This is a genomic window from Brevibacillus sp. RS1.1 (assembly GCF_013284365.1).
Classification (GTDB): domain Bacteria; phylum Bacillota; class Bacilli; order Brevibacillales; family Brevibacillaceae; genus Brevibacillus; species Brevibacillus brevis_D.
In genome coordinates, this window is sequence record NZ_JABSVA010000004.1 from 199,864 (window position 1) to 226,838 (window position 26,975).

A 26,975-nucleotide genomic window follows, 5' to 3' on the forward strand; every position below is an offset into this window, starting at 1 on the left:
TTTGATGATTACACATCATTGGAATCCGTAGTTTCTTCTACCTCAGCCAGTCCACGCTCATCAAGCACGTAACGTCTACCTGTTTCTTTGTAACGCTCCGAATCATCTGATGAGAAGCGTTTGATCAGAAAGCGCGCTGGCTCCGCACCCTCTACAGCTACAGGCGGCTGGAATTCCAAGTCTTCACCATCTCGAACATGGATAACAACGATACGATCGTGATACTCAATAGACAGGTCTTCCCGGACTTCTTTTTTATTGGCGTCGAGCGTAAAAGTCTGGCCTGATTTATGTATCGTCACTTCAGGAAAGCTTTTGTCATCTTGTGCAATGATGTAATACAAGTAGTCCGCATTTTGATCCGGAGCATTGCGTAACCCTGGTTGTAATTCGTCATCTCCCTGTAGCAATCGCGTTACTTGGTCGATGACCTCTGGTATGGTCGGCAGCTTGGCGTGTTCGCCTTTCACGTAGTATCGTTTTTTCATATCCTTCTGGGCGTAATTGGCACTCATATACGGAACGGTACCGTCCCCAACGCCAGGATCCAGAATCGGGGACCATTCGTTATAAAAAGAATCATAAAAGTAACCGAGCAGTGTTACTTGGCCGGTACCCACGATGGAATACTGTGGAACATTGATCGTTTTGTTATCCCACTTTTCATGCATCTGGCCGCCATGTCTGACGAGCGGCGCATAGTCGAGGCGAATATTTTTGTCCTTTAAAAAATCGTCATAGGTGTAGTACTGAATGTTACTCCTTTTCAGGAAGCCAACCGATTCAAAGTATTTTTTAGAGGGTAGCAGCTCGTAAACAGCAGGTGCATAGGAGGAAATCACTTTCCCTGTTTCCTCATCCAGCCAAGGGATTGAAAAATTGTATCCGTGCTTAAGAGCCTGATATGCCCGTGGAGAGCCAAGGAAGGGTGTGCCCATGTATACGACACGATTCACTTTGCGCTGGTAGGACACATTGGATAGAAGTGTTTCTTTTACCAAGAGCCCACCCATGCTATGTGCCACCAAATGCACCTGGTTTGCCCCACTTGCCTTTAGTGCAGCATCGATTTTCTCTTTTAGAAGCTTGGCATTTTTGGTGCTGCTGTACCGCCAATCGTACGGTAGTGCAAATAAGGTGCGGTGCTTTTTGTATCCCGCCTTTTCCAGTTCCTTTACCATGCTGTAATACTGTTCGGTAAGTTCTTTTAAAAACGGTGCATAGGAAAGATATTCGATGGCGTAAAAATCATCCTTTTCCGGGTGGATCGTCGCATCACGGGCGACTGGCTGTACATCTATACTATTTGGCTTGATCGGCTCCAAAGAGAGTAGCCGGCGGTGTTTAGGATCATTAATACCAATGAGACTATCGCCAAGTCCCAACCATATTTCCGATCTCTTTCCATTCTGCTCTACTTCGAGTCGGGATCCACCCACTCCTGGGATTAGGATAATCGGAATCGTTCTGTCTCCTATATAAAGACTGTACGAGTTAGCGGTAAAACCCGAGCGTTTGCTGGCCATGACCTTGACTATGTAGGTGCCAGGATAGGCATTGAAGATAATATGTTCATCCGAATGCTTCGCTTTCTCGGAACTAGCGACGACTTTCCCAGCCTCGTCGAGCAGAAATATGTCCATATCCATTCCAGTAGGGATATCCTTGAGAGAGATCTCCACAGTAGAGGAGAGCGGAAAGGATAAGCTGTAAAAATCTACATCCGTTTTTGAATGAAGATTTCCTACGATATTTCGGTTATATGCATCCAGCTTGTATGCCGCTTCCATTGTGTCATTCGGCTCGTATCCATCTGCCTTGCCCCCTCCATGATCCGCGGAAAAATCAGCTCGCAAGCGGTAGTAGTAATCTTTCGAAAAAGAGCCCTGCTTTCCAACGACCTTGATGTAGTACCATTTGTCTTTTTCCAGTGCCAGTCCCTCGATTAGCTCAGACTCATTTCCATGCTGCTCCGAACGGGCAAGCTCCCTTTCCCCCTCATCATACACATACAAGTCGTAGTCTTCGTTCGCTGGAATATCTGTGAGGGAAATATTCATCTGTCCATTTGTTGTTCCTCTGATTTTCCAAAAATCCACATCATTCTTGCTGCTAATCTTTCCATGGCTGTCCTTTCCATCAAATAGCCAGTCTGATTTGCTGCCCAAGGTATCATTCGGTTCTACCTCAAAGCGAACTTCTCTATTTCGCAGTTCCGCTTCTCCTGGCTTATTCTCGCCTGAAAAATGCGCATAAAATTCCTCTGCTAGCCGCGAAAGCTCTTCATCGGAGGCATCCTGCTCCTGTTTTTGTTCTGCCTCTTCTGCTGGAGCCTCGTTTTTGTCTTCGCCCTCTCGTTCGACCAACATTAACGGCTCTTCCTGATCGGCAGCTATTTCATCCCAAGGCGACTTTTTGATTTTTATTTTTTCTACGGTCGGTTCTATGTGTTCAGGTAACGATAGCTCCCAGCTACGTAACGGCCCTTCCGCATCATCTATGGACATCGTTATCTGGATAGGGCTATCATCCATAGGCATGATAGCGAGGGAAATCTGAGACTCTTCGTGAAAAGAACGGATTTTACTGACGCTGCCCTGACTGACAGAAAGTTCGACTTTATCCGGAGTACCTGATAATTGTGCCTGAAAACGCACCTCTCCCTCGTCGATCCATGCCCACGCCTCCTCTACGAATATCTCCCGTTCTTTTGCCCAGCCCTGTTCCACTGTATTTCCCAAGCATAAAGCGAATAGGAGAAGCACACAAAGCAAGCGCCGCGTGATTATTCCCACAAAAATCCCCCTCATCCTTTTTCTAGCTTTACAGTAGAAAAAGACAGAGAGGGGGTGCAAATATTTTTACTGTGTCGTATGGTTGCGGATTCCTTGTCGTTCCCATGCATTTGCAATGATACGGAAGGGTAGCGCATAATCTTTTATTTCGTGCCCTTGCCCAGAAGCTTTATTTTGATAAGGGAAGCCCTTGTTCACGTCAAAACGAAAGGAAACAGAGTAATAGACTGCGTAGCTCGCATCCTTTTGGAAGCCATGCTGTTTATCCCCCATCAAAGGCGTATCTACACCCACTTCACGAGCTCCTAGCTTGGAAGCGGAATAGGAAGGGCCTCTCCAGAGCTGAGGAGTCGCTTGTTGCAGGACTAACAACGACTGTAACGGCGTTTGGCGTAAGCCTGTTTCTGAAATCCATGCCCGCGCAGCTGTCACGACAGGAAACTGATTACTCACGGGATGGCGGTGTCGATCCTGTAGCTCCACTTGTGTCAAGATGCGCTCACCCGCGTAGTAATCATTTGGCTGGCTGTTTGGATACCGGTCTCTGGCATGATACGCTGCCCATTCGGCTGTATGACGAATCGAGCCTGCTGCATTCGGCTCAAAGACCTCAAAGGAGCGCTCTCCCCCTTTTACCGTAATGGTATAGCGTCCTGCCATCGTTTTGGAGAGGTTCCGAGGCTCACACACCTCTTCATCTTCGGCGTTCATAGCGCAATTCTCGTAGGATAGTTCAAAATCGACCTGATAATCCATCACGATGACAAAGCCGTTGATTTCAGCCTTGTATTTTTGCGATTGGAGTACTTGGCGCCAAGTCGTCTGTGTTGGGACCGTGGTTCCTGTATACACGACCTCTGAGCCTGTAGATGCACTGCTTACCTGCCATTGCATCGGCGCTCCGGGGCCTGTCAGCTTCAGATCAAGCTGTGGTGGCGTATAAACCGCCATGCTCTTGGCATCTGAAATCCACCCCGGATTCGCAGTGACAGTTACGTTTTTGATCGTGTCCCCGCTGACTGAACTCTCCAATTGCGCTTTAAATTGCGTGATTTTCTGATTGATCTCCTGTTCTGTTTTTTGGAAGCCTTCGTTTATTTTCGACTGATCAATGACCACGCGAATCGTAGCAGGCTCACGTTCCCACACGCCATCTGCATGTAGCGGCAGTTTTTGTAGCTGTCGACGATCACTGTCATAAATCTCTAAACCAATTTCACCGCCATCAAAATCGCCTCCACCACCAGGCGACTCCGGAACTTCTCCACCGACAATCTTCACTGGCCAAGCCGCACGATTATCCGTCCAGATCGTCTCGTTTTCCGGCATGGATTTCCCAGGGTTGATATGGGCGATAAAATCCTCGGATTTTTGCGGATACTTCGTCGGAACCGTGATCTTACGCACCTCACCCGGCTTGAATTCATTCACGTCCAAACGAGTTTCCTTTTCTGAGTTCGCCCAGCGAACAGCCAATTTCGTATCATGCGTTAATTTCCCGGCATTCTTCACGTTGAATGTAATCGTCGCATCGGTTCCTGCGGCTTGAGGGCTCTTCGGATCAATTTGAAAGCTCGATTTCACAATGAGTAAATTCTCTCCATCCGGTTTTGGAACGCCTTTGCCGATTTGCACAAAAAAATGACCGTCGCAGCCGTCACTCTGGGTTGAATAAAATTGCACCTTGTACAGTCCTTCTAAAAGAAGACCATTTTCGTCTCTCGGGAAATACACCCAGTGGCTATTTGTGGAGGTGTTTGAGCTATCGAGTGCCTTTCCGTTTCGCTTTCTTTCCCAGGAGCCAGACGCAGGATCAAACCATCTCATCGAAAAGTGACTATCGTCCGACAAAAACATCCGAAACCGATACTTGTCTGGAATCTCATCTGCTGCCATTTCAATGGTTTCACCACGTTGAATATCCTTGCTCCACTTTTGGTTGTTTCGGTCGATTTCTACTGACGCGAGAATATCCCAGCATTTTTGGTCGGATTCAATGGTGAATCGCACCTCACCCGTACAGCCCGTCTCGGACTCGAACAGCAGTACGATTTCATCGCCAACATCTACGCTTGCCGGCAACATGAGCCTGAATGGCTCGTCCGCTGCAAGTTTGTCGGTTAACGCTGTTTTTCCTTCAGGGCTCTTCCAATACCAAGTACCAGATACCTTTGAGGAAAACGATAGATTGGTATCGTATTGATCTCCAGCCTTCGTAAAGTACTTGATGTATACGGGGTCTTTCAATGTAAATCCTGAACTGACCGATCCATTCATGCCTTCACCTTCAGGAGAAAATGGCAGAGGTGGCTCGCTATGTACTAAAAATGAAACCTTTTTTTGATCAGCGATCGAGCAGGAAGCATCTTTTACCACAATCGTTATTTCCCAATTGCATTCAGGTCGCTCCCCCCACTTTGTCCCATCGAGGTTTAGCTTTAGTTTGTACGTTTTTCCTCGCTCGAATGGAAAATAGTACGGGTTATAAACATTTCCGAACGGAAGCTTTAAACTGGAGGAATCATAGGGTCCCCATCTGCCATTGTCATTTTCCTTGACTGGCAAGGTATAGGTTTTTCCGTTTGGAAGGGATACATCCCACTTGAGCGATGCCTCCGAGCTATCTCCGTATTTGGTTGTGTATTTGGCCCGGAACGTAAGCGTATCGAACGGCATAATCTCAATGGTTTGACCGTTTCTTACTGCAGATGCTGACAGCGTAACGATGGGGCATGAGTCTTCACCATCTGGCGACTCCACTCTAAAATATTTCTCCCAACACTCTGTTCCATCATCACTGGTGTAGACGACTTTTACCCGTCCAGAGCTACCGATGCTTCCTGTCCCGACTTTCCTGTTGCCATTCGCTCCAGGCTTCATGTCATAACCATTCATCGTGTATTTTCCTGGTTTATTGGCAGAGAGAGTGATATCTGCATTTTTTTCGACAGCAATATCTGAGCCGCCGCTGGCAACAGCATTGTGGTCTTTAATATCCTTGTCGCCAACGACTTGAATGTTCAGTTTGGTTTTTGTTGATCCGATTGAACATGCTGGACCTGGATCAGGCTTTTCGGGATCAGGCTTTTCCGGTGGGGTTACATCACCCACTGTGAATTGTGCTGTATAAGGTGTCGAAACGCTTATGCTGCTTGATCCTTGGCGGCTTCTTTGATGCAGGTCAGAGATGGTTAGCGATATTTCATACAGGCCTGGCTCAGTAGGCTTATAGTCGGTATTTTTAAAGGTCCACTTGTAGCCCGGGGGACTGCTTGTCTCGTTTACCTTGGGAACGACCGTGCTTGGATCGTTGAATTTTTGATTAGACAAGATGCTCTTGTATCCACGTCCTGTTGTCTTGTTGATCACGCTTAAAGACCATACAAAAATGCCGCGGTCATAGTAAGAAAAGTCCGTGGCATTTGCATGGATCTCAACTGTTTCGTTGAGGTTGTATTTTGTTTTGTTGGTGGTTATGCTGCCGCTGGGTTGTGGGGTGGTTCGGAAGTGGCCTACCGAGATGTACCCGCCTTTGCCGTCTGGGACGAGGTTGTCTCCTTTGGTGTAGCCTGCGCCGCCTGAGGCGGAGGCTAGTTCTGCGAGGTTGTAGGCTTGGTAGGGTACGAAATTCGGTACTGAATCACTAGAGACTTCCTTACTATAAACATTACCCGTTCCTCCAAGAATGTAGTTTGGATTTCCTCCGAACCGTTTAATCCAATATGACGCTTCGTTTTCGTCAACAAAGTACCACCCTCTATCTGCCTTTTGGTTTACATCAGCAAAGCCCAATACTCCATTAGTATCAATAACTCTGTCTACTTCAATTTGAGAAACTGTTGCTCCGAGTTGTCCTTCTATTCCTTCGATTAAAAGAAGATAAAAACGCCCTTTGGGTGCAAGCTCTTTATTCGAATCAACAGTTGCTACTTTAATGTTGTGATAATTAGGCGAACCATACGTCGAGTTTGGGTAAATAATAAGAAAAACGCACAATAGGAAAAGAGAAAGCACAGAATAAACTATTCTATGCTTAGTTAAGTGGATATGCATTTACTTCGTACCCTTCGTTTTATAGAATTTTCGGGTGTTATTAGTTTTCTCTAAAGAAGGTAATTTGGTATACAAGTATATACCTGCATCAGTCGAGTCATTGTTATTTATGACATTAAAAGAAAAAGAACTTGTGTTGTTTAATGGAATGTTAAAAGATTGATTGTTTATGAAACCTTCCAATTCATTTTGCTTTGTAAAAAATTGTACTAATATCATAAAATTACTATCACCCTTAGGCACCTTCCCACTAATCTTCCCATTCACAACCTTCAAGCTCTTATGAAACTCATCCGCATACTTCGCCCCTTGCTCAAGCTGCCATTTATCCTTCCACAAATAACGCAAAATCTCCGCCGCTTCCCCTCGAGTCACAGGCAAATCCTCACGAAATTTAGGCTGACCACTTGGCGCTGGCTTCATCCATCCCCACGTGATAAGCGCCCCGGTATTGGTTAAATTCGGATTCTTTTCACCCCGAATCGGCTTCCACGCTGCATACACCAGCGCTGCCGTTTCTTCCTTCGTCAACAGCCTGTTCGGCTCTACCTTCACCCCCGCCAAAATCCCCGCCTTCTGCGCCTTCTCATAGCTCATCTTCGCCCAATGCCCTTCTGGGAGCTCCGGAACGGGGGCTACCTCCTTCAATCCGCGAATCGCTACTAAACTCGCAATAAACTGCCCTTGCGTGATTTGGTTATTCGGATAAAAGTTCCCCTTGCTATCCAGCCATAAGTATTTCTTCTGTACACCGAAATCAATGGCTTCCCTTGCTGTATGTGAAGCGTAATCCTTCGCTGACGCAGCAGCCTGTACGTTTTGACTATCTTCTACTCCAGTAAGCCCTGCCACTGCGAGAACAGCTGCTAATAGGTATGACATGATTGTACGTTTGTTCATGGAATGACCCCCCTCTTTACTGGATATTTTACCTATATTATCCATTTTTAGAAAGAGTCTGATTTAGGTTCCTTTGCAAAAAACTCCGCAACGTATTCTCGGGCACCGCCCCTTCCAGCTTGTCGATCACCTTACCTTGTTCGACGACAAAAACAGTGGGGGTTGCCTCTGCCCCGAGGCGCGACGCTTCATCCAGCTCTTTCTGCTCATGGATATCCAGTCGTTGGATCATTTCAGGTGGATACTCCTTCACGACTTTCTCAAATGTCGGGCCGAACTCCGTACAATATCCGCAGCTATCACTATAGACGTACACCACTTTTACTTCTTCTTGTGCACTGGCTGTACCCCACCACGCACTTATACCGACGGCAAGCATAACAACACCGAGCAGGATCCACAGCCACCATTGCTTGCTTCTACTCACGTCCATCTCCCTTTCGCGAATCAGAATGTTTCATAACGTATGCACTTGTCAAAGAACGATACCCGTATTATGCAGCTCCGAGCTGAGACAAAAAAAGCCAGCCCCATTGGACTGGCTGACATGTATAAAAAAAAGACGTACCACAACTCTTGCAAGTTCGTACGCCGTGCTTTTCCTCGTATGATGTTTCCTATTGCATAAGTGAACTGCCGCCGTCTTCCTTCATCAATGCACGCAGTTCTTCAATAAACGCCTGCCCTTTTTGAATCTCTTCCTCGGTGTAGCGCTGCTTGCTCTTAAACGTAAAGATTTTGCCCTTCATTTCCTCATAGGGCAGGTGGCTGAAATACAGAATCGTAGAAACCAGCTCGAGAAAACGGGAATTCTCCTCGTTCATACGCAAAATCGCACGTTCTCCACTACCGAAGTCAACCTCATGAAACTTGAGAAAATCATGACCGGTTTCGTTCAAAGAGTAACGATACATATGAATGGCACCTTTACTCTCCATTTGCTCATCCAGAAGCCCCATGTTGCACAGCTCATCTACTCTGAGCGTCAGCTCTTCCGAATATGGACCGTACATGTGAAACTCGTAGCGCTCATCGAAATCCATCTCCAGATGTTTTCCTATGTACACCATCTTTTGTAATTTTTTTCGCCCGCTCACTTCGCCGACTATCTCAATCAGGCGTATGATCTTGGCGTGACGATTAAGCATCCTCCATCACTCCCAGACGTTCTCGAATCTTACGGGAGAGATCCCCCGGCAAAGCCATGACTTTATCCAATGGAAAGTACAGCTTGTAATCAAAACGCCGCTTTCCGCTAATGGCCTGTACAATTTCTGACTTCTGTGACAGCTCGACAAGTTCGCCTGAAGGCATTTGGAGCATAATCGGAATGCGCTCCTCTTCTTCTCCGGCACGGTAAAAATCATACGGAAGATCAGAGGTCGTGTCTACCTCCAAATAATACATCGGATCAATTCCGGCAGATTGAAATAGTTCTTTCAACTCAGACAGCAAGCGAAAATCCCTCGGATTATATTCGACGTATTTAAAGAGATTCCTGTCCAAAAAACGGGCGCACAAATCTTTCAACACAGGGTCTTGCTCTCTGCGCCAGAGCTGCATATAGAAAAGAATGATCGACTCATCAAGCGCCAAATAGTCAGCCAGCTCTACTTTTTCCTGCAAGAAAGGCAGCAGCATAACAGGCTCCTGCATGAACGGATAGCCTTGGGAAAACAAGAGCTTCGCCCGTTGAAAAATTTTGCACAAGATGACTTCGGCACTTCGCGTCACGGGATGGAAATAGACCTGCCAGTACATTTGATAGCGAGACATGATGTAGTCTTCGACAGCATGCATCCCACTGAATTTAAAGACAATGCCATCCTCCTGCGGCCGCATGACACGCAAGATACGCTCAATCTCGAAATTGCCGTAATTGACACCCGTATAGTAGGCATCACGCAGTAAGTAATCCATCCGATCGGCATCGAGCTGGCTGGAGATGAGACTTACGATCAGTTTATTGTCATATGTCTTATTAATCACTTCTGCCAATTTCTTCGGGAAGCTATCATCAAACCGACGAAGAATTCGGTTGATTTGCGTATCTCCAAGCAAAATGGCGCGCGTCCAATCCTCGTGGTGATACTTGAACACCTTTTCAAACGAATGGGAAAACGGACCGTGGCCCACATCGTGGAGCAAAGCCGCACATAGACACAGCAGCTTTTCCTCGTAGGTCAACTGAATACGGCCTTCGAACGTCTCCAAAATTCTGCGCATCAGTTCATACACGCCAAGCGAGTGGTTAAAGCGGCTATGCTCTCCACCGTGAAACGTAAAAAAGCTGGTGCCCAGTTGCCTGACTCTGCGCAAACGTTGGAATTCTGCCGAGTTGATCAAATCCCAAATGAATTTGTCCCGCACGTGGACGTAGCGGTGGACAGGGTCTTTGAATACCTTTTCTTCATGAAGAAGCTGGGGCTGTTGCATCCTGGACACTCCCTTCCTGTACTGCTTTTTCTATCTATTACTGACAGTGAATTTTGATTCTATCATATCATACGTCTGATACCATTTCTTGCTTAAACAAACTCTTACAAAAATCTGAAGAATGCCATTTCCATCTAGACCGAGTAAAAGGCATGTAGGATTATATAGGAAAAAATGGTTGGAATGAGAGGTTTATTCAAATGTGGACAATTACACTTCGATATATAACCAAAAACCCACTTTTACTCCTTCTCTTGATAATTATGCTCTTTCTGCCCCTGCTCGCCTCCTGGGGGCAATTTCTCTCCTCAGGTTTTTTCGGACAAACTGTTTCCGTTTCTCTACTCTTCTGGCCGAAAACCGACTGGAAGGTCGCTGTCCCACTTCCTGGCTGGCTTATTTTTGGTGTGATCTCGCTGATTTACGCTGGCGGCATCTTATGGCTTGTGCGGGGGAAAAAGTTGGGGCAAGCATTTCTGTTCATCCTTGCCGGGCTCTTATTGGCAAAAGCGGCCGGAGCTGCCTTTCAGGCGATTAGCGGATGGTCTACTACGCAGCCAATTGGTGCTCAGTCACTCGCTGGCAAAGCAAATCTGCTTGTGTTTGCCACCTGGCATAATCCTTTGTGGGAGGAGCTTGTCTTTCGCGGCATCCCGTTTCTCTTGCTAACACTCATCTATCGAAGGAGCACAGACCTGCCCACTGGTGCGAAGTGGATGTATCTACTCATTCCTTCCATGATTTTCGCCTACTATCACGTACCTGGGCATGGTCTAGGAATTCTTTTTGAATCGTTTCTCATTGGTGTTTTGTGGGCATGGGCAGCACTTCGCTGGGGATTGCTAGCTCCGATCATCCTGCACATTTATGCGGACGCGATGATCATCCCTTCTCTCCCCAAAATGAAAAACATGCCTCTGGAGGAGATTCCCTGGCTGGTCAACCAAAGCATGCTGCTACAGTCAATCTGGGCTTTATGTGTACTCGGTTTTCTCATACTGGTTCTTGCTCTGTTGATAATCGGCTGGCGAAAAGCAAGAAGAGCTTACTAAAAAACAGCGACAAACTCCCGAAAGAAATGAATCGGAAAGTTTGCCGCTGTTGCATGTATTATAGAGTCTCTGCCTCAGGCCCATACAAATCCGGGCGCTTCGCGGCTTTTTTCGCCAGCTTTTTGATCTTGTGCTGCGTTAGAACGGTATAGAAGGACGGCACAACGATCAAAGTCAAAAGTGTCGAGAATGCCAAGCCAAAAATAATGGTGACCGCAAGTGGTTTGAACAAAACGTCACCTGAAATAGCTAACGGCATCATACCAGCAATCGCTGTAAGCGAGGTCAAAAGAATAGGCCGTAGTCGTGCCTCACATGCAGAAATAACTGCCTGCTTCAGCTCCATGCCTGTATGACGTGCTTCCTCGATGAACTCGATCAACACGATCCCGTTACGCACCACGATGCCCGCCAGCGCAATAATCCCCATCATTGTCATAAAGCCAAGTGGTGTCTGGGTCACGAACAAGCCGATCAAGCTCCCCGAAACAGCGAGATAAATCGTACTTGTAACCAGTACAGGGATCGTCAAGGAATAGAATTGCATCGCGATCAAAATCAAGATCAGGAAAACAACAAGAATCGAGAGTTTGCCCATGTCGATAAAAATATCAGTCTGTTCGGAAGTCTCGCCGCCAATCTCATAGCGGTATCCTTCTGGCAAGGACATACTATCGAGCATCGGCTTGATCTCTGCCATTACGTCTGTCGCCGTTCTCCCTTTCAGATCACTGGTAACTGTCACGCTCCGCGACAAATCGCGATGCGGAATCGTCTGTGTACTGAAAGTCGGTTTTACCTCCGCCAGCTGTGATAACGGGATCAGCTCTCCACGTGCATTGGCGATGCTGAGCCGCTGGAACAGCAATGCAGGGTCTTCCTCGCCTTTTTGCAAGAACAGCTTCATATCGATCAGGTCTGAGCCTGTATCAAACTCGCTGACGGTGATGCCTTCGCTCACCAGACGCAATGTCGTGGACAAGTCTGTATAGTTGACGAGCTTTTGCTCCATCAGCTCTTTGTTCACGACAAATTCCAAGGTGTAGCGTTCTACCCCGAAATCGTCTTGCACATTGTACGTGCCCTCTAATCCGGCAACCTTTTCTTTTGTTTGCGCAGAAAGAGAGCGCAGCGTCTCAATATCCTCTCCGTAAAAACGAATCACGACTGGTTTTCCAACCGGAGGACCTGCCTCCAGCTGCTTCGTCAAGATACTCGCTTCCGGATACAGCTTTTTGAATTCTTCCGTCCACGGCTCCAGCATGTTCTCGAGATGGGTCTCTTTTTCATTATAACGAACCACTAACTGTCCGACGGTAATGCCGCTTCCAGCAGCTGTATCTCCACCGAACATTTTCGGTGCACTGCCTCCCGCGTATGCAGATACCGCCTCGATACCAGGCTGCTTCAACACCCAATCTGCCGTCCCACGCACCACCCGGTCTGTTTCTTCCAGACTGTTGCCCACGGGGAGACGGATATCGATGAGAAACTGCGGGCGATCATCGTTCGGGAACAATTCCACCGGAGTGAGCGGTATCAATCCATATGCAGCCGTTCCGATCAAAACGCCAATCATTCCTGCCAAAAGTGGTCGCTTCAAAATTTTCGGCATGACCTTGCTCGCATACCACTTGGTCAGCTGCAACAATTGTTTTCCCAAAAGTCCAGCGGGCTTGCGATACCCTTCTACGCCAGCCTTTCTACGTTGCTCATACCATTGGCGAAAGATCGGGATGATCGTCAGTGACATGACCATTGACGCCAGCATCGTCATCGAAATAATGACGGGAACCGGACGAATGAACTGCCCGACGTTTCCACTAAGAAACATCAAAGGAGCAAATGACGCAATCGTAGCCAGCGTAGCGGTCGTGATCGAAATCGATACTTCCTTGGCGCCATTAACCGCCGCAGCCATCGGTTTTTCACCCAGGACAGACAGTCTCCGCTCGATATTGTCATTGACCACCACGGCGTCATCGACCAAGATCCCGAGCACAATGATCAAGGAAACGATCGAGATCATGTTAAGTGAAATACCCATAGATGGCAGGAACATAAGCCCCACAGCCAAGGAAATCGGAATCGCCATCGCTACTACCAACGATGTGATCAGGTTTAATCCGAGCGCACACACCACCAAAACTGCGACAATGGCAATCATCATTTCCCGAGTCAGGTCGCCAAAAAGCTCATCCACACGTTCATTCTGACTATAAATCGAGTGTCTCTCGGCCCCTGCCGGAAGTGTTTTATCCAGAGTCACCATCATCTCGTCTACGCGCTTTTGCAAGGACGGTACATCGCTTCCCGTCTCTGCATTAACGCTGATCGTGATCGAAGGCTTCCCATTGAAATACGAAGTTGTTTTCACCGTCTCCGTCGACATTTTGACCGATCCGATGTCCTTTAGATAGATCGGGAAGCCCTCTTTTGAACGAGAGATAATGACTTTGTTCAGTTCTTCGACATCTGTATTTTCCGCCAGCTTGAGCTGGTAGGTCCGTTTTTCTGTGGTCAGGTCGCCAAGCGGGATTTTTTCATTTTCCTTTTTGACTGCCATCATCACCTGACTCCATGTGATCCCGTATTGGCTCAGCTTTTGCGTATCAACCTCGATGTGGACTTCCTGCTCCGGTAGACCTTCCACCAGTACATCCGCTACGTTTGGAATGGTGCGCAGCTGTTCCTTCCACGATTTCAGCATGGTACGCATGCTGTACAATTCCTCGCGCGAGTCAGCGGTGACCGCAAACGATTGGACAAACGTACGGTTTAAATCATCATTGATGATCGGTTGTTTCGCATCTGCTGGCAAATCAGCCTCTGCGTCCTTTACCTTCTTCCGCAATTCATCCCATTTTTGCTTCGGGTCTACGTCACTCTTTGCTTCCACCATGATAAAAGAGACGCCGAGGGAAGATGAGGATGATATATAGTTAAGTCCTTGCAATTCGTTGATTTTTTCTTCCAGCTTTTTCGTAACAGCCTGCTCGACCTTTTCCGGCGAAGCTCCCGGATAAACCGTCGTGATCGTCGCCATGTTCACGATAATATCCGGCATCTCTTGCTTAGGCAGTTGAAAAAAGCTGAGGGAGCCTACAAGTACAATCATGCTGAAAAACAGGAGCGTGATTTTGCGCTTTTGTACGATGTACTTGATCACGGCTGTGTACCTCCTGCCGCCTCGATTGGGTCACCGTCAAACAAACGGTCCACCCCTTTGACGATCAGTTGGTCTCCTTCTTTTAATCCGCTCTTGATCTCGAGCTTGTCACTTACAATCTGCCCGATGGCTACGCTTGTTTTGACAGCCTTCCCGCCTGCATTGACGAAGACATGCGCGTCATCTTTGCCTCTACTGATGACTGCTTCTACCGGTACGTAGACACCTTCCTGCCCCGTTACCGTTTTCGTCGCTTTCACCACCTGACCAGCAAACCAGTCACGAGCTTGGTTGGCGATTTGAACCTCTACGCCAATCGTTCCGGTATTTTGGTTCGTGGCGGGAAATATTTTGGTCACTTTGCCATCCCGTTTTTGACCATACAGGTCTAAGGAGATCGCCTCGCCTACTTTCCATGCAGAAATCTCACGGTCAGGAACGGGCAATACGACTTTTAATGTATCGATGTTGCCGACTTGATAGACAGGGGTACCTGAACCGACCAAGTTGCCCGCAGACGAGAGCTTGGCGATGATCGTCCCGTTAATCGGCGAACGGAGCTGCGTTTTGGCAAGTGTATTGGCTGCCACTTCTTTGGCGATAACCGTCTGATTGTAGACAGCCTGTGTCAACTGTTTGTCTTCCGAACGAGCTCCTTGAGTAATCAGGGAATAAGACTGCTGTGCGTTTTGCAAATCCTTTTGCGCAATCGTCAGTCCATTTTGTGCACTTTCATACTCGCTTTTGGAAATGGCGTTTTGCTGGTAGAGCTTTTCAATCCGATTGAAATCATCCTGCATTTTTTGGAGACCTACTGTTGCCTTCTCCACAAGCAAACGCGCCTGCGTCACTTCTTGCTCTCTCGCACCATTGTTTACCTTGCTAAGATTTGCTTCACTCTGCTGCACGGCAGCGCTGGACGAAGCAACCTGGAGCGAGTAATCTGTGGCATTCACTCGGGCAAGCACATCGCCCGCTTTGACCGTATCTCCTTCTTTTCGGTTCATCTCCACAATACGACCGCCTACTTCAAAAGAAACGAGTGCTTCCTCCAAAGGAGCCAGCGTACCAGACAACTCCGTGACGGTAACAGCCTGCTCCTTCTTTACTGGTGCAACGACGACATGCTTCAACTCCTTCTGAGGTGCTGAAGCAGGCTGTTGCTCGCTGCAAGCCGTCGTTGCCAATAGTCCGATCATCATTACAGATACAAGCCATCTTCTCTTCATGACTTCCTCCGCCCCTATGTAGCTATGCTGTTTATTTGAGTCCTCTGATGCCTTGTAGCAAGATTTCAGAAGCATTTTCAAAAAGCTCTTCTTCTACCATTTCGAGATCGAGATTAACCCGATACTTCGCCATGAAGGCATAGAAGAAAGTGGAGACGAACATAAGAGCTGCCGTGAACGGAACAGCCTTTGGCAAATGACCTTGCTCCTGAAACACTAGGAGCTTGTTGGACAATACCTCGACTGCGGTCATCGGCAGGCTGCTGAACATCTGCACGACTTCTGGGTGATTATCCGCTTCAATCATGCAGATCATGAAAATTTCTTTGCGCTCGACTAATAAGCCGTAATACGTACGTGCGTAGCTAACCAGCATTTCCTTGAGATCAGCAAACTCGCCTTGCAACCCTTGCTCCAGCTGCTCTCGGACATCCATGATTTCTTTCAGGAGTTCAGTCAGGATGCCTACCTTGTTCTTGAAGTGACGAAATACCGTCACCTCATTCACCCCAGCAAGCTCAGAAATCTTGCGTGTAGTCGCTCCCTTGTATCCCTTTTGTGCCATTAGCTGACGTGCGGCCGATAAAATTCGCTCACGGGTTTCCTGTTCCTCTTCGCCTCTCCCCCCCAGCTTCTGTTCTATATCTGGGTGATCCATGACGCACCTCCGTACCAAGCAAGCAATTACTTGCATTTTCATTTTTTTCCAAACTCATTATATAAAGAGACTGCATGCATGTAAATACTTGCATGCAGTTTGAAATATTAATTTTTCCTTGCCACCCTTATCGTTGTGTCAGCGTCTTAACCTGGGAGCTTTGGTCTTGCTTGCATTCTGTGCTGTATTCAACCAGGTCAATTTCGCAGTCTGGCCCAATCTCGACCTTGTTGCCGCGAACGACCTTGGCCTTTGTGTTTTCCAGGTAGATTTCGTCTCCTTCAATCGTCTCTACAGTCAAGGTATTATTGAGAAAATGCTTCAACAGCTTGCCCAAAGTGCTATTGCCTGTTCGGCGCACCTCGATGTACTCTCCGCCTATTTCTTTTGCCTCGCAGCTACCATGCAGTATGACCTCGATTCGCCCCGCATTCAGCAGTCCTCCGATACTAAACGCACCGTTTGCCCGGAACACTTCTGCTTCGCAATCCCCTGCGGTTTTCAATGATCCGTGAACCTTTACATCCTCTCCTGCCATATTGCCCTGTACCTTGACATTGCCACCGACTTTTAGACTCGTAAAGTTCAAATCGTCCGCAACATCAAGCTGACCGTATACAGACAATGTATCCATCTTCACTTTGCCTTTTATCGATGCGTTGCCTTCTACTCTTGCCGAAGAGCCAATGAGATCTCCCGTGATACTGACATGTCCCGCACAATGAAGCGACTCGCACTCTACGTCGCCATTAATCTTGCCGTAACCTTGCACATCTACTTTGTTGTATACGCCACCCGTAGCATTCACTGCCCCATGAAAGATCAAATCTAGCTTGTTCTTATTCTCGTTCTGCATGGTATGGTCTCCCCCTATAAATATTTTCCTTTTAATTCCTCTATGCAATTGGCTAGATCGAGCCGCTTCACTACCTTTACACCGCTATCAAAATACATTTCGGTAGAGCTAGACACCAACACGAACGTGGAAATCCCCATCTTGCGCATAAAGATCAGCTCACAAGGCTTCCCTTCGAATTTGGGATAGTGGCTAGCCAGTACCTGCAACAATCCGCCGCCTTCATCGACACTCAAATCTCCTGCGGCCAAAAGCTTTTCTAACACATAGGCGTATAATGCCTGCTGGAAGGTAAAGGTCCGTAAGCTCCCGAGAAACACGTTAAACACTTCTAAAGAAGTAGTCGAAACAATGTTTCGTGCCAATAATTCCTCTGCTGTCAACGATGTTCCACTCATACTTGGTGAAAACATGTCCGCCAATTCATCCAGCGACAGGTCGTCTTTCATGTTCAGGATCTTGTCGATTCGAGCCAAAATCTGTTCCCGTGGGAAAAAGGTTTCTTGCCCTGTAAAAGTGGCTCGACGAATGAACCATTCCTCTGGAATCAAGTTCTTTCGTTTCCAACGGTACAATTGTCCGTACGAAATGCCGGTAAGCTCCAGCAGGTCCTTCTTCGAGATTACATTTGCGTCCAAGTGAAGCACCTCCAAAAACAATGTAACATAACACTGTTACGTTATTCAACTACAGATTGTTTGACACTCGGAGGACTTTTGCACATAAAAAAGGACTTCTGTCATCGAAGTCCTTCTATCCGTTCTTATTTAAACTCTGCTTGCATCAAGCGTTTCATATCCAATGGTATCGGTGCCTCGACTACAATCTCTTTTTCGAGAAGCGGATGTAAAAAGGACAATTTCGAAGCATGCAGAGCCTGTCGGCGTAACAAGCCTCTCGCTCCCCCGTACATCGTATCACCAGCAAGCGGGTGTCCAATGTGGGCAAAGTGAACGCGAATTTGATGGGTACGACCCGTTTCCAGCCAGACGCGAGCAAGCGTCATTCCCTCAGAGGTCTGTTGTACCTCGTAATGCGTGATGGCAGGATCGCCACTCTCCACGACACGGCGTTTCGTCGGATGACGCGCATCTCGGCCGATTGGCGCATCGATCGTTCCCGCTCCCTCTGAGAACACACCACTGGCAACCGCAAGATACTCGCGATGAATGCCTCCTTCGCGCAGCAGCCTGTCAGCCAATTGATGACCATAGCTGCTTTTGGCTACGAGAATCGCTCCTGATGTATCTTTATCTAGCCGATGCACTGGATGTACGCTCGTCTGCTCACCACGTGCCGCCAGTACGGCAGCGAGTGCATGTACCAATGTGTCGGTCTCCTGTTTAATCGGGTGCACCATCATGCCTGCCGGTTTGTTTGCAATCAAGAGATGATCGTCTTCGTACAAAATGTCGATGGACGGCATTGGTTTGTTCGGCCCCTCGGGCTTCGTATCATGCTGGGGCTGCCTAGGCACTTGCTCTTGTCTCTCAATGACACGAACAGCGATTGTATCTCCTGCTTTTACTTGTCTTTGCAGGAAGGGCTGCTTGCGATTGAGCAAAATTCCCTTGCTTCTCGTCAGCCGCTGCATCATACGACCCGACACGTTGAGCTTTTGCCGGACGATTTGTTCCACGTTCATTCCCGTGTCTTCTTCACTGACGATGTATTCGATCCAATCTTTGCGGCTCACGTCTAATCCCTCTGTTCCATGCTTTTTTCTTATTGTAGCAAAAGGATGCTTGAGATGCTCGTTTGTAGTCGTCCAACGTTTGTGGTTGGGGAAGCCCTGTCACATGTCTTCCAGTCGCCTGTATCCTCTCTGCGTTCGGGCGGTCTCCTTCCAGACATGTGACAGTGCTTGCGGACAGCTTGTGATTACTTCGTGCTTTTAGAGCGGTTTGGTTGTTATTCAGAGCAGTATGTAGGGTAACCAAAAGCAACGTAGGAAGAAGCGCATTTCCAGTCCAAGCGCCTCTGGAGCCCAACTCAGCGTAGGAATAAATGGCGGGGGTTTTCAGCTTCATTTATGAAACCCTTCCTCGAAACTTCTACGTTTGAAGCGCTCCCGCCATTTATTCCGGAGCGAACAGTCAATCCCCCTTTGCGGGGCGTAGGCCGAAGCGTAGACTGGAAATGCGCTTCTTCCCTCACAGATAGCTACGTAAAAAAAGCCACCATGCTAAGCATGATGGCCCCGTCATTTCGCTTTACCCTTTTAAGTTTTCCGGATTGAGTCCTTGCAGCTCTGGCAATACGAACAAACCGTCTTTGCGAATCAGCACATCATCAAACCAGATTTCACCGCCGCCGTACTCAGGACGCTGGATGTTTACCATATCCCAGTGAATTTGGCTGCGGTTGCCGTTATCTGCGTTGTCGTATGCACGGCCTGGTGTGAAGTGGAAGCTGCCGGCAATTTTCTCATCGAACAAGATATCATTCATTGGATGCAGGATGTACGGATGTACGCCAATCGCGAATTCCCCAATGAAGCGCGCTCCTTCGTCTGTATCGAAAATTTCGTTGAGTCTCTTGGTATTGTTAGAAGTCGCCTCGACAATTTTTCCGTCCACAAACTTCAGACACACGTTTTCAAATTTCGTGCCCATGTAGCTTGTTGCTGTGTTGTACGTAATGGTTCCATTCACGGAATCACGCACAGGAGCTGTAAAAATCTCACCGTCTGGAATATTGCGCAGCCCGGAGCAGATGACACTCGGAATGTCCTTGATCGAGAATTGAAGATCCGTCCCTGGTCCCACGAGACGCACTTTGTCTGTACGATCCATCAATTGCTGCAAAGGCAAAAAGGCTTCGTGCATCTTTTTATAGTCAACAGAGCATACGTCAAAATAGAAGTCTTCAAAAGCAACAGTAGACATGTTGGCATTTTGCGCCAAGCCCGTAGTCGGGTAGTTGAGCAGTGTCCAGCGTACATTGTTGGTCAGGTAGTCATGCAATTCTTGCATCACACTCTGATGCGCACGACGACGATCTACGGGAACATCGGCCATCTCACTGTCGTTGGACGGACCATTAATGACGATATATGTATCCAAATCTTTGTACATTGGCTCTTCCCATTTCGCCAAATGAGTCGCACGCTCTGCACTTGCACCGAGCATCAGCTCACGTTGGATAGACGGGTCAATAATCCGTACGAACGGATAGGCACCCAAGTCGTATGCCTGCTTAACCAATTCTTTCGCCAAGGCGTGACCCTCGCCACGAACTTCAATCAACAAGCTTTCTTTTTCCTTCAGGCGTACAGAATGGCTCAGCAAATTTGTAGCCAACTTGACGATGCGTGTATCCAGCATGCGATATCCCCCACATTCCTAGCATGATTTGATTAGTGTTAAAAAATATTTTACCGAATGGAAGCCCCTTTTTCAATTATCGATGTTCTTGGTACTATTCGAAAAAAACCAAAAAATTATCTTGCATAAATTCGACTCTTTCGAGTATTCTAATCAACAAGAGTTTACCTATGTAAAAAATTTGAAAGACGGGAGTGCTGAGTTCATGGTGTGTTCTGTAGTTATCTTCGCTTAGGTGGGGCCTCTCTTAAGGGGCACTGCCTCTTACAACCCTATCAAAAGCTAGAAGCTGCAGGATGCCTGAACCGCTTCCGTCTTTTTCCCGATATGAATTGCGGGCCATGTTCTTGGGTGAACAGTCGGTTTACTGTACCTAAAATTAATGGTATATAACCGTCTCTCTTTTGTCCCCCTTTGAACTGGTTATTTCCCGCCACCCTTGTATCGTTTGATAAAGCGCAAGCGGAAGAGCATTGTCTCTACCCCGTTTGTGCTTTTTTACGTGGAATTTTTCCAAGAAGAGAATCGAGGTCAAGGCACCTGCCGAAATGAATGGAGGAATTCGTGTCATGATTTGGCGTTCGTGGGATCTTAACTTGAAGGTACGTCTCTTTGGTGAATTGATTACGCACACCTTCTTTTGGATGTACTTTCCGTTTATGGCGATTTATTTTAGTGATACGTTTGGAAAGGATGTAGCGGGTCTTCTCTTGATGGTACCACCGTTGCTCGGGATGCTGTCCAACCTGTTTGGCGGATATTTGGCTGACCGGGTAGGGCGCAGATTCACCATGCTGCTCTCGCTCTGTACATCGACGGTGATGTTCGCGCTGTTTGCGTTCTCACCGTCTCCCTGGATCGACTACATTGCCTTCATCGGGATCGGGATCGCTGGGGCTCTCTACTGGCCTGCCAGCTCCGCCATGGTGGCTGATTTGACCACAGAAGACGATCGCAGAATTGTATTTGCCACCTTTTACACAGCGATGAACATCGGGGTGGTCGCTGGTCCCGTATTGGGTTCTGTCTTTTTCGTCCATTATCGCCCGCAGCTGTTGATGTTCTGTACCTTCGTTGAACTGCTTTTTGCGATTACAGTCTTCTTCCTGATCAAAGAAACGCTGCCTGAACACGTCCGTCAGGAGAAGGCAAAGGAGCGTTTTTCCCTGATTCAGCAATTCCAGAGTTACGCCATTATTTTCCGAGACAAAGCTTTTGCCCTGTACATTGGCGCAGGGATATTGATCGCCATTGGATTCATGCAATTGGATATTTACATGGCTTTGTATGTGAAAGAGCATGTCATGCAACAAGCATTATTTTCTTGGGGCAATTGGACTTATTCTGTCGGGGGAACCAGCGCATTCGGCTGGCTCATGGCCTTAAATGGTTTTTTGGTGGTTCTGTTTACACTGCCAGTCACACGCTGGTTCGAAAACTGGAGTGATCGCAACAGCCTCGTCATCTCCTCCATCTTATTCGGTGTCGGTCTGTTCTTGATGGCCTTTACGACGAATATCTGGCTCCTGTTCGGCTGTATGGCGATTTTGACATTCGGCGAGCTGATGCGTACACCAGTCGCCCAGAGCTTTATCAGTAAATACTCGCCTGAGGATGCACGTGGTCAGTACATGGGAGCTTCTTCGCTCCAGTTCTCGATTGGTCGCTTTATCGCTCCCCTTACGATCGGTCTATCTCAATGGCTCGCTCCTGTTGGCGTATTCAGTGTCGTCCTGGGCTTAACCCTAGTCAGTGCTTATCTGTATATTATTTTGTTCCGCATGATCGGTGCCGAAGAAGTTAGCAAAAGTAACTAGAGTAGAGCATGTCCGTTCTACCAAATTCCCTCCTCTCATATAAATGAAGCATAGATAGCTTGACTAGGAGGGGATCGTATGAACCAGCCGAATGCCTTTGCTACCTTTAAAGAACACCGAGGAGTCGTCTACCGAACTTCTACCTATCTTCAATGGGGACCGAATTCAGAGGGTCATCATTCTCTTGGGAGCTGTCTCTTACTGAATCCTGGTAGTGCCAAGCTTTTTCGTGAAAGACCTGCATCCAACCATAGTATCATGGGTCAAACCACACTCGATCCCACCATGCGACAATTGATCCGACTGGTGGAGGCGATTTACGGAAAACGGGCATTGGTAGGCAGATTCCATATTTACAACCTGTTTTCCGTACAAAATGCTGCTGCCGTGAGTGCTATCTCTCATTTTGAACAACTCATTGATGAGAAAGAGACAACGCTCGAGGCTCAGCTCGTATCTACGCAAGAACTGCAAAAGCATCCGTGGCTCCTGCTCGGTTGGGGGCTTTCCCATCACCATTCGTGGCAGCATTTTTCTTCCCTCAAGAAACAGTGGAAACAACGGATCGCAGCAGCAGGGATACCGACTTTTGGCAAGCCCTGCCCGAAAGGAATGGATTACTACCATCCGAGTCCCCCTCTACATGCGACGAAGGAAAAGATTGTGGAGGAGCTGGTGGAGATCTATCGGAAAACGATTGGGCGAAAGTCTGCCCATCCGCTTTAGACAAAAAAAGAGTCTGTCTTCCCTCCAAACGGGAAACAGACTCTTTTCCATTCACTACGGCATCTCGCTACCTTCGAAAAATTCTGTTCTGTCAAAACGGCCGCGCATCCATTTGTACGTATCATCATAGATGGCGCGCTTGACAGGGTCCGTGCTCTTGACAGACTCTAGCAATGTCTTGGAGCCGAAGTAGTAAGCGTGCACGTTGTTTTTATCCATCCCCAGCTTGTGGGTGGCAACTAGCTGATTGTAGTAGGTCTGATAGAACTTCGGATCATTGTACATCTTCCAGTCGCCTTCTATCTCGATGTCCATGTTGTACTTGTTGACGACCTCCAGTACCCCTTGAATACGGTCAATTCCTACCGGCTTGTCGCTGTAATAGCTCGGCTGCAGGAATGCCTTATCGAAATAAAGAGATTTCCATTCGGACACTCCCGGTGAACCGAAATACGGAATCCAATAGTAGCGCAACGCCTCGTCATGCACCATGCTTCCCATGTCACGAATCAATTGGCGCTCTTTCGGTGCGCTATCCTCCACCAGCTCATGGAACCAATAAATTCCTTCCAGCTTCAGATAGGCGTATCCTTCCTTGTTCCAGCGCTTCATGAGCTCCTGGAAGTACCACTCCATCGCAGCTTTGCGATTCAAATACGCTTGCTCTTCTCCAATTCCCGCAGGGTTGAAGGAGAGGGATGGTTTCTTTTCATCCAACTGACCAAAATTGGTCTGATTGGCATTCGGATACGGCAGTGCCAGCACGACATTTTCCTGTGTCGGTGTCGAATACAGCGTTCCGCGCAGGCGGTTGTACTCCCGCATAGCCTGGTTGAGAGCATCAAGCTGCTTGTTTGAGCCGAACAAATCATTCATGTACTTTTTCCAGCTTTCTTTCGTCGCTGGAATGGTCTGATACGGCAGGAACAGAATCGTGTCAAACATCTGGTCACGCATATAGCCATCTACGGTGCGGTAGCCAACCATCGGGAGGAAATCTTCTTTGGTCCATGTCCCGAGTTCGTCATGCTCCCCGGTATAAGCGAGTAGCATATTTTCCACACGACGCCCAGCTTGTTTGGCTTCTTCCAGCTTCGCCGGGTTTGGTGGCGGCAGCAAGACAGCTCCATTGTTCCACTCGCTATCCGGTTTTGCCCATACCTCCAGCTGGCGAGCGAACGTAAATACTTTCACTGGGAAGGATACCCGAACATACCGGGTGTTGACGTCAGGCAAGGTCACGCTCAATGTGCGTGTAACCAGCTTGTCCTCTTTGGCGGAAACATCGTGAACAGCTCTTCCCGCATACGACCAAACTTTCCCGTCGCGAGATACCTCGACTTCCATGTATTCTGGCATCGTGATGCCCGAGGTCTTCTGCTGCTTAAACGTCAGCGCAACTCTCTCCAATGGCTTCGCCTCGTCGAGCTCAACGGTCACCTTGCGCCCAAACTGACGGTGGTATCCCGTCCAGTCTTCTGTAGGCGTAACAAGTCCACCTACTGGACCCGGATACTGCTTCTCCAGCTCTTGGAAATACGAGTCTGGTGCTCCAAAAGTAGTCACCGATGTATAACTGCCGGGCGCGATATTGACCAGTTCGTCCTTCTCCGCTGGCTCCTTCGCCTCTTCTTCTACTACCGTCTTGCTTTCATCGACTTTCGTTGCCGAGTCATTGGAGGAAGTCACCGGAGCAGTCTTTGAGGTGTCCTCTGCCTTTTCGACTGCTGGCTCACCAGCGTTCTTGATTTCAACCGGAATTGTCGTCGTGTTGTAGCCGACTGTCACCGTGAGATTTCCTTTTCCCGCCGTATGACCAGCAACAAAGGTTCCGTCTGCCGAGATGGTTCCCAGCTCAGGACGATCAAAAGCGAAAATAGGTGTAAAAGGCAGCTCATCTCCCCCGATGCTGCTTACCTTCAAGCGTTGGCTCGTGCCAGCAGCCAAGCTCAGCCGCTCTACATCTACTTTGTATTTCACCTGTTCTGCTTGCTGGTAACGTGCATCCAAGACGCGCTCAGCGATCACAGCCGCCTCCGCACGCGTGACGGTTCCTGACGGATTAAACTTGCCGCCAGCACCTTGCATCCAGCGCTGATTCGTCACTTCTTCCACAGCCGTTTTAGCGTAGTCGGCGATTTCTTCTTCATCGTTGTATGTAACAGGAGTCTGACCTGCCACTTTGGTCACAGATCCCTCTTTCATCAAGCGAGACAGCATGACAGCCAGCTCTTGTCTTGTAAGCGGGTCTAGAGCACCCATGGTATGTTCACTTCTGCCGTTCATCACACCCAACTCGGAGAGTCCATAAACGTACGGTGCATAAGGATTTTCCAAAGGAACATCTTCAAAAGCGGCTTTCTCAATTTCTGTTGGTTGAAGACCGATTACTTTTGTCAAAAGTACCGCAATATCTTGTCGAGAAATCGTGTTTTGCGGGTTGAAACGGTTTTCTCCCTGACCACTGATCATATGAAGGGCTGCGAGTCTGTTTACGGCTTTTCTAGCGTAACTGTTGCCCAAATCCGTAAACTCCGTGTGTGCTTCTTCTTGTTTTTTGAACTGATCTTCCAGCTTCTTGGTGTCTACTGCCGGTTTCTTTGGCTCTGTGGCAGCATGAGTCAACGGCGTACTTTGGACCAGTAATGTAGTCGCTGCCAATAAAGCAAACAACATTCTGCTCCCGAATCGTTTCTTGCTCATTACATTTTCTCCTCCAATATGCCCCTTCTGTAGAGGTGGTTCAAAAAGCCATCCGTTGAACACACCCCTTATGTCTACTCGGTTGGGGTAACCATTGGTCCGCGCGGCGGTCTAGGTCCGAAAAACTGATAGTAGTCTACCTTGATATTCCCGTTGTAGAGCTTGCGCTTCTTGCTTGCTGTACGACCAAAATGCTCCTCAAACTGCTCGTCTGACGTAATAACGTAGAATGACCAGGTATCCATGGCAGCAAAGGTTTTCCCCATTTCGCCATACATCTTGGCAACCTGCTTCCATTCTCCCAAGCGCTCTCCATAAGGTGGATTGCAAATCAAGTAGCCGTACTTGCGCTTGGTTCGAACATCTCGTACATCCATTCGCTGAAAATGAATCAGGTCATCTACACCAGCCTCCGTCGCGTTGTAGCGGGCAATTTTCAGGATCTCGTCATCCATATCTGTCCCGATAATCTCCAGCTTTTGATCATAGCGCGCCAAATCATGCGTTTCTGCACGGGCTTCACGCCAAGCTGTTTTCGGAATGATAGGCCACGTCTCGGAAACAAATTCCCGGTTCATCCCCGGAGCGATGTTTTGTCCGATCAACGCCGCCTCAATCGGAATTGTACCCGATCCACAGAATGGGTCCATGAATACCCGATCAGGCTTCCAACGAGACAGCATAATCATCGCAGCAGCCATGGTTTCTTTTAGTGGCGCTTGTCCGATCAATTCCCGGTAGCCTCGCTTGTGCAGACCCGGTCCTGATGTATCAATCGTGAGCGTCGCCACATCCTTGAGAAGTGCCACCTCGATCTTGTACAGCGGCCCTTGCTCATCGAACCACTCGCGCTTGTAGGTCTTTTTCAGACTTTCTACGACTGCTTTTTTCACGATGGCTTGGCAATCCGGAACACTGAACAAGGTAGATTTGACCGATTTCCCTTCCACAGGAAATGTCCCATCCTCTGTGATCCAATCGGCCCACGGTAGTGCTTTTGTCTTTTCAAACAGCTCGTCAAACGTAGTTGCTTTGAACTCCCCTATCTTTAGACGCACGCGGTCGGCAGTTCGTAACCACAAATTTGTGCGGGGAATCGCAGAAATATCTGCGGTGAACGTTACCTTGCCGTTCTCCACCTGTACGGGTCCGTATCCGAGCGCCTTCACCTCTTCTGCTACTACTGATTCCAAACCAAAAGTCGCCGTAGCGATCAATTCTACTTTTTGCATATGTAATCTCCTGTCCGTCCAAT

The 26,975-nt window shown here is 48.0% G+C and carries 19 protein-coding genes; 3 read left to right on the forward strand and 16 right to left on the reverse strand.

Annotated features, from left to right (window positions below; translation table 11 throughout):
• Positions 1-8 precede the first annotated feature (8 nt).
• The 6 genes from HP570_RS15280 to HP570_RS15305 form a co-directional block, all read right to left on the reverse strand.
• Positions 9-2,795 (reverse strand): lipase/acyltransferase domain-containing protein, encoded by a 2,787-nt coding sequence (locus HP570_RS15280; protein WP_173626261.1) that lies wholly within the window; start codon positions 2,793-2,795, stop codon positions 9-11.
• A 66-nt stretch (positions 2,796-2,861) separates the two neighbouring features.
• Entirely contained in the window at positions 2,862-6,587 is a 3,726-nt protein-coding gene (locus HP570_RS15285; RefSeq protein WP_254495302.1) for an ABC transporter permease, read from the reverse strand.
• Between the two features lie 261 nt (positions 6,588-6,848).
• Entirely contained in the window at positions 6,849-7,748 is a 900-nt protein-coding gene (locus HP570_RS15290; RefSeq protein ID WP_173626263.1) for an S-layer homology domain-containing protein, read from the reverse strand.
• A gap of 37 nt (positions 7,749-7,785) precedes the next feature.
• On the reverse strand, positions 7,786-8,181 hold the full coding sequence (locus HP570_RS15295) for a thioredoxin family protein (protein ID WP_015893685.1): 396 nt from the start codon (positions 8,179-8,181) through the stop codon (positions 7,786-7,788).
• A 184-nt stretch (positions 8,182-8,365) separates the two neighbouring features.
• Positions 8,366-8,896, reverse strand: coding sequence for a YwgA family protein (locus tag HP570_RS15300; RefSeq protein ID WP_064200358.1), 531 nt, complete (start codon positions 8,894-8,896; stop codon positions 8,366-8,368).
• A complete protein-coding gene (locus HP570_RS15305; RefSeq protein ID WP_015893687.1) occupies positions 8,889-10,184 on the reverse strand; it encodes an HD domain-containing protein in 1,296 nt (431 codons plus the stop codon). The genes HP570_RS15300 and HP570_RS15305 overlap by 8 nt, the downstream gene beginning before the upstream one ends.
• 200 nt (positions 10,185-10,384) lie before the next feature.
• Here HP570_RS15305 and HP570_RS15310 point away from each other — a divergent pair, with 200 nt between their 5' ends.
• The gene (locus HP570_RS15310; RefSeq protein WP_173626264.1) at positions 10,385-11,236 is read left to right on the forward strand and encodes a CPBP family intramembrane glutamic endopeptidase; all 852 of its coding nucleotides are present in this window, start codon (positions 10,385-10,387) and stop codon (positions 11,234-11,236) included.
• Between the two features lie 58 nt (positions 11,237-11,294).
• On the opposite strand, the gene HP570_RS15315 is transcribed toward HP570_RS15310, so the two are convergent.
• The 8 genes from HP570_RS15315 to HP570_RS15350 form a co-directional block, all read right to left on the reverse strand.
• Complete coding sequence (locus tag HP570_RS15315; protein ID WP_015893689.1) at positions 11,295-14,405, reverse strand: efflux RND transporter permease subunit; 3,111 nt, start codon at positions 14,403-14,405, stop codon at positions 11,295-11,297.
• Positions 14,402-15,634, reverse strand: a complete 1,233-nt coding sequence (locus HP570_RS15320) for an efflux RND transporter periplasmic adaptor subunit (protein ID WP_015893690.1) — start codon at positions 15,632-15,634, stop codon at positions 14,402-14,404. The genes HP570_RS15315 and HP570_RS15320 overlap by 4 nt, the downstream gene beginning before the upstream one ends.
• 31 nt (positions 15,635-15,665) lie before the next feature.
• Complete coding sequence (locus tag HP570_RS15325; RefSeq protein ID WP_015893691.1) at positions 15,666-16,292, reverse strand: TetR/AcrR family transcriptional regulator; 627 nt, start codon at positions 16,290-16,292, stop codon at positions 15,666-15,668.
• Between the two features lie 127 nt (positions 16,293-16,419).
• Complete coding sequence (locus HP570_RS15330) at positions 16,420-17,148, reverse strand: bactofilin family protein (RefSeq protein WP_015893692.1); 729 nt, start codon at positions 17,146-17,148, stop codon at positions 16,420-16,422.
• A gap of 14 nt (positions 17,149-17,162) precedes the next feature.
• A complete protein-coding gene (locus HP570_RS15335) occupies positions 17,163-17,786 on the reverse strand; it encodes a YhbD family protein (RefSeq protein WP_041749700.1) in 624 nt (207 codons plus the stop codon).
• Positions 17,787-17,911: 125 nt separating this feature from the next.
• Entirely contained in the window at positions 17,912-18,844 is a 933-nt protein-coding gene (locus HP570_RS15340; RefSeq protein WP_173626265.1) for an RluA family pseudouridine synthase, read from the reverse strand.
• Positions 18,807-19,178 carry a hypothetical protein gene (locus HP570_RS15345; protein WP_173626266.1) on the reverse strand — a complete coding sequence of 124 codons (372 nt, stop codon included), beginning with the start codon at positions 19,176-19,178 and terminating at the stop codon, positions 18,807-18,809. The genes HP570_RS15340 and HP570_RS15345 overlap by 38 nt, the downstream gene beginning before the upstream one ends.
• Positions 19,179-19,361: 183 nt before the next feature.
• Positions 19,362-20,474: an aminopeptidase gene (locus HP570_RS15350; protein WP_173626267.1), complete on the reverse strand. Its 1,113-nt coding sequence runs from the start codon at positions 20,472-20,474 to the stop codon at positions 19,362-19,364.
• A 569-nt stretch (positions 20,475-21,043) separates the two neighbouring features.
• Here HP570_RS15350 and HP570_RS15355 point away from each other — a divergent pair.
• A complete protein-coding gene (locus HP570_RS15355) occupies positions 21,044-22,291 on the forward strand; it encodes an MDR family MFS transporter (protein WP_173626268.1) in 1,248 nt (415 codons plus the stop codon).
• 78 nt (positions 22,292-22,369) lie between these two features.
• Positions 22,370-23,017, forward strand: coding sequence for a hypothetical protein (locus HP570_RS15360; protein WP_173626269.1), 648 nt, complete (start codon positions 22,370-22,372; stop codon positions 23,015-23,017).
• Between the two features lie 54 nt (positions 23,018-23,071).
• Here the strand turns inward: HP570_RS15360 and HP570_RS15365 are convergent, their stop codons facing one another.
• Positions 23,072-25,720 (reverse strand): DUF4855 domain-containing protein, encoded by a 2,649-nt coding sequence (locus HP570_RS15365; RefSeq protein ID WP_173626270.1) that lies wholly within the window; start codon positions 25,718-25,720, stop codon positions 23,072-23,074.
• Between the two features lie 74 nt (positions 25,721-25,794).
• Positions 25,795-26,952 (reverse strand): THUMP domain-containing class I SAM-dependent RNA methyltransferase, encoded by a 1,158-nt coding sequence (locus tag HP570_RS15370; protein ID WP_173626271.1) that lies wholly within the window; start codon positions 26,950-26,952, stop codon positions 25,795-25,797.
• Positions 26,953-26,975: the final 23 nt, after the last annotated feature.